Source organism: Chamaesiphon sp. GL140_3_metabinner_50 (assembly GCF_025361915.1).
In the GTDB taxonomy this organism is placed as follows: Bacteria; Cyanobacteriota; Cyanobacteriia; order Cyanobacteriales; family Chamaesiphonaceae; genus Chamaesiphon.
The window spans coordinates 1-8,367 of sequence record NZ_JANYJC010000154.1 but is presented as its reverse complement, the minus strand read 5'-3'; the positions used below and the strand labels follow the sequence as shown (position 1 = coordinate 8,367).

Annotated in this window: 6 protein-coding genes; 4 read left to right on the top strand and 2 right to left on the bottom strand. The window is 46.7% G+C overall.

Going from position 1 to position 8,367, the window contains the following annotated elements; genetic code table 11:
- Positions 1-1,712, bottom strand: a 1,712-nt coding sequence (locus Q0R35_RS08110; protein ID WP_295615879.1) for a diflavin flavoprotein, incomplete at its 3' end; no start/stop codon positions are given.
- Positions 1,713-1,991: 279 nt separating this feature from the next.
- Between Q0R35_RS08110 and tal the strand changes: the two genes are divergently transcribed.
- The 4 genes from tal (at position 1,992) to Q0R35_RS08090 (ending at position 6,862) form a co-directional block, all read left to right on the top strand.
- On the top strand, positions 1,992-3,146 hold the full coding sequence (gene tal / locus Q0R35_RS08105) for a transaldolase (protein ID WP_295615876.1): 1,155 nt from the start codon (positions 1,992-1,994) through the stop codon (positions 3,144-3,146).
- 129 nt (positions 3,147-3,275) lie between these two features.
- Entirely contained in the window at positions 3,276-4,805 is a 1,530-nt protein-coding gene (gene zwf / locus Q0R35_RS08100; RefSeq protein WP_295615873.1) for a glucose-6-phosphate dehydrogenase, read from the top strand.
- Positions 4,806-4,952: 147 nt separating this feature from the next.
- Positions 4,953-6,317 carry a glucose-6-phosphate dehydrogenase assembly protein OpcA gene (gene opcA / locus Q0R35_RS08095; RefSeq protein WP_295615870.1) on the top strand — a complete coding sequence of 455 codons (1,365 nt, stop codon included), beginning with the start codon at positions 4,953-4,955 and terminating at the stop codon, positions 6,315-6,317.
- A 101-nt stretch (positions 6,318-6,418) separates the two neighbouring features.
- Positions 6,419-6,862 (top strand): hypothetical protein, encoded by a 444-nt coding sequence (locus Q0R35_RS08090; protein ID WP_295615867.1) that lies wholly within the window; start codon positions 6,419-6,421, stop codon positions 6,860-6,862.
- A gap of 327 nt (positions 6,863-7,189) precedes the next feature.
- Here Q0R35_RS08090 and Q0R35_RS08085 read toward each other — a convergent pair whose 3' ends face one another.
- On the bottom strand, positions 7,190-8,230 hold the full coding sequence (locus Q0R35_RS08085; RefSeq protein ID WP_295615864.1) for a site-specific DNA-methyltransferase: 1,041 nt from the start codon (positions 8,228-8,230) through the stop codon (positions 7,190-7,192).
- Positions 8,231-8,367 lie beyond the last annotated feature (137 nt).

Below are 8,367 nucleotides of genomic sequence, written 5' to 3'. Positions count from 1 at the left end.
GCATAAAGCAACCAGCGATCGCCACAATCTAACCGATTTTTAACAGTACATTCTAAATAAGAAAGAGCTTCATTAAGCACGATACAACCATTCTCAGCAAGTGATGTTTCTAGACCTGCAAATCGATCGGTATCGAGAGCTGGTGGCTTGAGAAAGTAACTGCGGAGATTTCGACCTTCTTTGAGAATATTGACCACGAATTTCTCACCGGGATTAGCCAAACATTCTAAGTCGCGATCTTTGGCGATTGCAATTGTAATTGCTGGGGGACTGAATCCAGCTTGCGATACTCGCGATGAGAGCAAGCCGACGGGTTTACTGCCGTTATTGGCGGTAATAACGCACAGAGAGCCAGTTACACGCCCGATCGCTTGTCCGGTACGATCGGTTTGTCCGTCTACACTTACCTGTCTGGGAGCGCGGACTTTTTTGGCTTTATTTAGCACCTTGGCAAATTCTACCCCGGCGGCTTCGCATTGTTCGATCGTCTCTTCCGTGGGGGCAAACTTGACACGAATTGGTTCAAAGCCTTGGGAATAGCCGACATCTTGCAATTTATCAGCAATGAGATCGACAGCTTCGCCGCTCCAACCGTAGGAACCGAAGACCCCCACTACTTTAGCCCGATCGGCGGTAGAAAGGACGATGCCGAGGGCGGTTTGGATTTGGGTGGGGGGGTGTCCGGCGATCGTCGGAGAGCCGATCACAAAGCCGTCGCAGGCTTGCACGGCGCGGGTGACTTCTTCGGGGGCGGTGAATTCACAATCGATCGATCTGACGGCGACACCCGATTGAGTGATGCCTTTTTCGATCGCACGGGCGAGGGTGGCGGTATTGCCGTAGGCGGAGGTATATAAGAGCGCGACGTTGAGATCTTTTTTCTGCTGTTGCTCGCACCAGCTCTGGTAATCGAGGGTCAGAACGCTGCGGCTGTGGCGGACGATCGAGCCGTGAGTGGGTGCATAAATGCGGGCGTGTAGTCCGGAGAGTTTTGTCAAGATCGCGTCTACCTGGGGTGCCTGGGCGGCGTAGAGGCAATCGAAATAATATTTGCGATCTTCAGAAAGGGTTTTCCAATGTTCGTCAAAAACGGCATCATCGCAAACGTGGGAGCCGAAGAGTTTATCTGTGTAGAGAATTCCGGTGGCGCGATCTAATGTACACAGCGCATCGGGGTGGCGGGGAGTGGGGACGAACCGGAATTGGAGGATGTGTCCGTTACCTAAGTCGAGGGTTTCTTCATCGCGAACGACGTGGACTTTGAGGGTTTGGTTGGTGCCAAACTCGATCCCCAAATCGTCGGCTTCGTCTTCGCGGGGGGTGGGCAGATCGAAGGATTGGTTGGCAAGTACCGAGCGCAGGGTATTTACGCCCGGTTTGGAGCAGATAATTGTGGCGTAGGGAGCGGCTGCTAGTAATCGTTTGAGGGTAGCGATCCGGTTGGGGTTGACGTGGCTGAGGATGATGTAGTTGAGGCGTTGGTAATAGGCATGTTGTCCGAGTTCTTCGAGGAAGATGTCGGTGAAGGATTCGCCAGGAGGATCGATGAGGGCGGTGGATTCGCCTTCAATCAGGTAGGAGTTGGCGGTGGTGCCTTTTTGACGGGCGTATTCAATTTCAAATTTGAGGCGTTCCCAGGTGCGGGAGCGAAGGACGGTGGTATTGGGGGCGATCTCGGCGATTTGGACATCGCGGGGTTTGGTGGGTGTCATGGGTTTTAGTGTGAGGGGGGCAGCGAATTTTTGACAAATTTGTGTTCGTTGACGCGATTATTCAGATGCCGATCGGCTAGAATGCGGGAAATAGAGATCGCGGATGTTAGGTTTGGAGACCGATCGAATTTGGTATTTTACTAAGTATAGCGGCACGACATAAATGCCACAGCAATAGGATCGCACTTACCCAAACAGCCTTTTTGCCGATACATTTTTCAGGTCGATTCCAGCACAAAGAGAATCGATAGTCATTAACTACTGGAGTAAATAGCTACCATGTCACCCACAGCCCAGAATCCTCTGTTTACAATCGAGCAAGAATACGGACAAAGTATCTGGATGGATAATTTGAGCCGAGATCTGCTGACATCGGGCGAGTTAGCGCAACTAATCGAAACTCGCGGCGTATTGGGGATCACCTCTAACCCCGCGATTTTTGAAAAAGCAATCGTCGGTAACGCCATTTATGACGACGAAATTGCAGCGGGTACAAAATCAGGTAAATCTCTCAATGAGATCTACGAATCATTAATCTTTAATGATATCCGAACTGCCTGCGATATCTTGCTCCCCGTTTACCAAAAAACCAACGGGATCGATGGCTACGTCAGTATCGAAGTCCCTCCCACCATCGCCGCCGATACCGCCAGCACCATTACCGAAGCGCGCCGCTATCACCAAGAAATCGATCGTCCGAATGTGATGATTAAAATTCCCGGCACCCCCGAAGGCTTACCCGCCGTCGAACAGATGATAAGTGAGGGCATTAGTATCAACGTTACCCTGTTATTCTCCGTTGCCAGCTATGTCGAAGCCGCCTGGGCATACATTCGCGGCTTAGAAACCCGTGCCGCCAAAGGCGAAGATATCAGTAATATCTCTTGCGTTGCCAGCTTCTTCCTGAGCCGGATCGACATCAATATCGATGGTAAACTAGACAAACTGCTCAAAAACCCCGCCGATCCCACCAAAACCGAAAAAATTTCTGCCCTCAAAGGCAAAATCGCGATCGCCAATGCTAAAGTAGCTTATCAAGAATACCTGAAAATTATCGCGCTCGATCGCTGGCAACAGCTAGCCGCCAAAGGTGCCCGCGTTCAACGTCTACTGTGGGCGAGTACTGGTACTAAAGATCCCAGCTATAGCGATGTCATGTACGTCGATGGATTAGTCGGGAACGATACCGTCAACACTTTACCACCAGGCACGATCGAAGCCTGCGCCGACCATTGCGATCCTGCCAGTCGGATCGAAGCTGGCGTAGATGAAGCTTACCGCCTCATCGCCAGCCTCAAAGATCCCGACATCAACATCGATCTCGATAGCGTCATGGGCGAACTCCTCATCGATGGGATCGACAAATTCATCAAACCCTTCGACTCATTGATGAAATCTCTTGATGGTAAGGTTAAAGCTTTGACACCTGCATAATTTCACAAAAAATCTAACTCTGAACTATGATTTTTCAGATGATGTGGATAGACTGCGATTGCCATCAGTAGCCCATCATAGTTAATCATTCTCATCATAGTTCAGACGACACCACCACATTAGCAATAAATGATCGATTTACTAGAAAACCCGTTCCGGATCGGCTTACGACAAGAACGAGTCCCAGAACCGCAAATCCTCACCATCTTCGGCGCATCCGGCGATCTGACACATCGCAAACTGATCCCCGCATTGTACCAGATGCGACTCGATCGCAGGCTGCCACCAGAAATCACCATCGTCGGCGTAGCCCGCCGCGACTGGAGCCACGAGTACTTCCGCGAACACTCCAAACAGGGCATCGAAGAATTCGGTAACGGCATTCAAGACGAAGCCGCCTGGGAAGAATTTGCCAAAGGCTTATATTATTGCCCCGGCGACATCGACAAACCCGAAAGCTATCTCAAGCTCAAAACCCTCCTGGACAAACTCGACACCGAACGCCGCACGATGGGCAATCGCGTCTTTTATCTTTCTGTCGCCCCCAACTTCTTCCCCGAAGCTATCAAACAGTTAGGTAGTGCGGGGATGTTAAATGATGCCCAAAAACATCGCCTCGTGATCGAAAAACCCTTCGGGCGCGATCTTAGTTCCGCCAGAGTGTTAAATCGCGTCGTTAGAGAACATTGTCAAGAGCAACAAGTTTACCGGATCGACCACTATCTAGGCAAAGAAACCGTCCAAAACTTGATGGTGTTACGATTTGCCAATGCGATTTTTGAACCCCTCTGGAATCGCAATTATATCGATAACATCCAAATTACCGTCGCCGAAACCGTCGGTGTCGAAGATCGGGCTGGTTACTACGAATCGGCTGGCGCATTGCGCGATATGCTCCAAAACCACCTGATGCAGGTATTTTGCCTGACAGCGATGGAACCGCCCAACGCCCTCGATGCTGACTCGATTCGCACCGAAAAAGTCAAAGTTCTCGAAGCTACTCGCCTAGCAGATGTGCATAATCTTAGTCGATCGGCAATTCGGGGACAATACAAACCAGGTTGGATGAAAGGCGAACCAATCCCTGGTTATCGTGAAGAGCCAGGAGTCGCTCCCGGCTCTGTCAATCCTTGCTTTGTCGCCATGAAATTTATGGTAGACAACTGGCGGTGGAAAGACGTACCGTTTTATCTGCGGACTGGTAAACGATTGCCTAAAAAAGTTTCCGAAATTACCGTGCAATTTAAGCCCGTACCCTGGTTGATTTTTCAATCGGCATCCCGTCAAGCAAATCCCAATCTGCTGACAATTCAGATTTATCCCAATGAGGGGATCTCGCTCCAGTTTGAAGCCAAAATGCCTGGAGCCGAGTTACGCACCCGCACGGAAAATATGGACTTCAACTATCAAGAAGCTTTTGGCGTAAAATCTTCCGACGCTTATGACAGGCTATTAATTGATTGTATGTTAGGCGACCAAACTTTATTCACCCGATCGGATGAAGTCGAAGAAGCATGGCGAATTGTGACTCCCGCATTGTCTGACTGGGAAGCAAACACCGATCCCAACTCAATTCCGCTGTATGAAGCAGGTACCTGGGGGCCTCTAGCTGCCGAAGATCTAATCAATGACGATGGCCGGAAGTGGCATCGCTCGTAGGGGATAGGGGATAGGGGATAGTAAACATGCAGAAATACTTATATCTCTAACCCCAGCCGCTGAGATCGCTACTACCCTATCCCCTATCCTCTCTACTCTCTATCCTCCCTATTCCCTATTTCCTATCCTCTATTACCTATCCCCTAGATGAGTACTCAATCCGCTCCAGTTGTATCGCTTCGTGCGCCCAAGGATGTTTCGGTGACAGACATCGAACATGAATTAAATCAGATCTGGAAAGACTATCAGCCAGATAATCTAGCTCAAGATGCGATCGTGGCAACTCAGGCAAGTACCTTTACATTTATTGTTTACGAGCCAGAACCAACCCAACATATGTTAGCAGTGTTGGGCTTCTATAGTGGGCCGATCGATGGTATTTTTGGGCCAGCACAAGTCAAAGGGATCAAAGCTGCTCAGGAAAGTTATCAACTACCCATAACTGGTAAACTCGATCGCCAGACGATGGACAAAATCCAGGCTGCTTATCACGAGCGGATTACTACCACTCACGATACCCACGCCCTCGCCGTCGAAAAAGATGTAGACCGTCGGGGCTATGTAGTTACAGATGCGATCGCTAATACCAATCCCCGGCGGATAATTACGATCTGTCCGAGCGCAGGTGAAAATCCCGATGTCGGCGCGCAGGTATCGGTTTATTGCCCCATGAAGAAGCAATATCTCCATTCCCTCGTCTGTAGCGAATATATTACCTTGCGGGGCACTCCAGACGCATTAGAGCGCAATAGCAAGAGTATTGCCAACCTCGCTGTTTCCGATTTACCGCGCTTCTTATGGTGGAAAGACACCCCCGCACCAACTAAGCCGCTATTTAAACAATTAGCGCATCAAGCCCATTCCGTCATTTTCGACTCCGCCGAATTCACCACCAGCGAAGCCGACTTAACCCAAATCTGTCAGATTTTAGCTGAAGGAATGCCCGTCATCGATCTCAACTGGCGCAGGATCGCTGGCTGGCAAGAACTCACCGCCGAAGCCTTCGATCCCCCAGCTAGACGTAAGGATATCACCGAGATCGATCGAGTAGATATCAATTATGAACAAGGTAATCCCGCTCAAGCCTTAATGTTCCTCGGTTGGCTCTCCAGTCGCCTCCAATGGCAACCCACCAGCTATACCCATTCCGGCGGCGACTACGACCTCCGCGAAATCGATTTTGTTGCCCCTAATGGACGCAAAATTCATACCGAACTCGCGGGAATGCCCACCGCTGATTCCGGCGAAATCCCCGGAGACATCATGGGTGTGCGCCTGACTTCTACCAATCCTAAAGCCAACTGTAGCACCGTCCTCTGTTCCGAGGTTGCTGGCTGTATGCAGATGGAAACCAAAGGCGGAACCCAAACCGCACGAGTAGAAGAAGTTACTTCCCTCGCCGAGCGCAGTGCTGAAGATTTACTCGCCGAGTATCTTCAACGCTGGGGTCGCGATTTACTATATGAAGAAAGTATGACCGTAGTCGCTCAAATTTTGAGTAAAGTGGGCTAAGTTTGCGATCTCCGATTATTGTTGTCACCATTTCGCTATGTGTCCGACTTCTTTAAGAAGTCGGACACATGCTTTCACTAAGATTTGTGTCCCTAATTTGTATGGATGATTTGAAATTTGATACTCAGCAATTATCTGTTGTAGCTAATTTTTTATGTATTAAAGAAGCAGAGAATTTTCTTACTAGTTTTGAGCGAAATTTCTTACTTGCCTCAATTTGTAGCAGAACATTTAGATCTTACCCTAAGTTTAAGTATGCTTACTGGTTTGATTGGGTTTTGATAGTTGAAGATATAAATGCTGCCAGGAATGAAATTAAAAATTATTTCGGATCTGGCTGGATCGAGAGCGGCGATGATGAGATCTGGAATGCAGAAAATAAACAGGAGTTTTTGGTTCCCTTTTGGGCTAAGTTGTCAGCACCGAATTTTATGAGTATTGAAGAAGCTCTTCATTTAAATCCAGAACCTCAAAGGGGAGAAGAAGGAGCCTTTGTTAGTATTTCTACACAAGGCAAAGTTACAGGTGTCTACCCAATAATTTAAAAAGGTAAAGTTTTTTAGAGTGGGCAAATTTTTACAAAATGATCTCATTAAAACACTAATCTTTTGCCCACCAGTTCTACAGATTGACAATTCTATCGATTATATTCTGTCTATGATACGCGATCGAATACTATGTCTGGAACTATGATTTATCTGATTAAGAGATAGACTATGATTCACCGCTATAAATAATCATAGTCCATCCTAAAATCATTCTAATCATAGTTCCAGACATATCGATAGATTCAATAGTAAAAAAATTGAAATTTGGGTTAGGATCGATTGAATGTTGTTTCGAGTTAAAGTGATTGAATCGATTAATCTAGATTAATAAGTAGCTACTGTTTCTAAAAAGCTTAGTTGTGTTGCATTTGGAATAATTTCTACAGATTCTCCATGCAGCAACTTCTCATACAATAAATTCAAACTATCTTCATCTACATTTTCATCCATAAATCGAAAAGAAGATGCAGCAATATATTGAATTTCTTTTTCAAAAGCCAACCAATTACGCCCTTCTGATTCGGCAACAAATCCAGTAGTATTAGAGCCAGAAAATATATCCACAACCAGATCGCCTGGATCTGTTAAAAATCGAATAAAAAACTCTGGAAGTTTACTGGGAAAGCGAGCTGGATGTGCTTTTATTCCCAAAGATTTACACCCTCTTAAATATTGCCCATTAGAATCAGAGTTAGCTATCTGCAATAGATTTGAAGGAATTGCACCGCCATTATCAATTGAAAATGCTTTGCCGATATCATGTCCAGAGGGTCGTTTTTTGGGATCGTAAAACTTATCTGGATCTTTAAGCAGTTTTTTCATTCTCGGACTGTATGGTGTTAGAACTTTGCTCACATCTGCTTTCGGAAATTCTGACTTGCTAAACCACCAAACTGTATTTACTGAATCCTTTGCTCTGATCTTTCTTTTGTTAACCCATTCAATCGGACTAGGCAATTTTGAAGGATTGAACCAATAAAAATCTTCTGCTAAGAAGAAGCCAATCTCATCGCACAAGTAGATTGGTACTCTAAAATTATAAAGACTCCTGACTGGTTTCCCTTTTTCATAAGCACCACCTAAATCGAGAACGAAACTACCATCGGGCTTTAGTTTTTGATATACTAATTTCGCAAATTCAGCTAGCCATCTAACATAGTCAGCAGCATCCTTATTTCCATACTCTTTTTCTCTTTGTAACGCAAAAGGAGGACTAGTCAAAACTAAATTGATGCTTTCATCTGGTACCCGATCTAATAACTCTAGCGAATCGCCACAAAATGCCGCCCCTAGATTGGTCGTATACGCTGGCGGATGAGTAAATCTATCGATATTGACTGGAACATGAATCTGGGCTAAAGGCATGGCTTTTTCAAATGCTACTTATAGTCTGTAGACCTATAGTCATCAACTAGTTGATTATAAACGTGATGTCAATCGATCGAAACTGTGGTGTCTGATGCTCGGAAAATCTTTGCGTCTAGGTTACGACAAATCCGTCA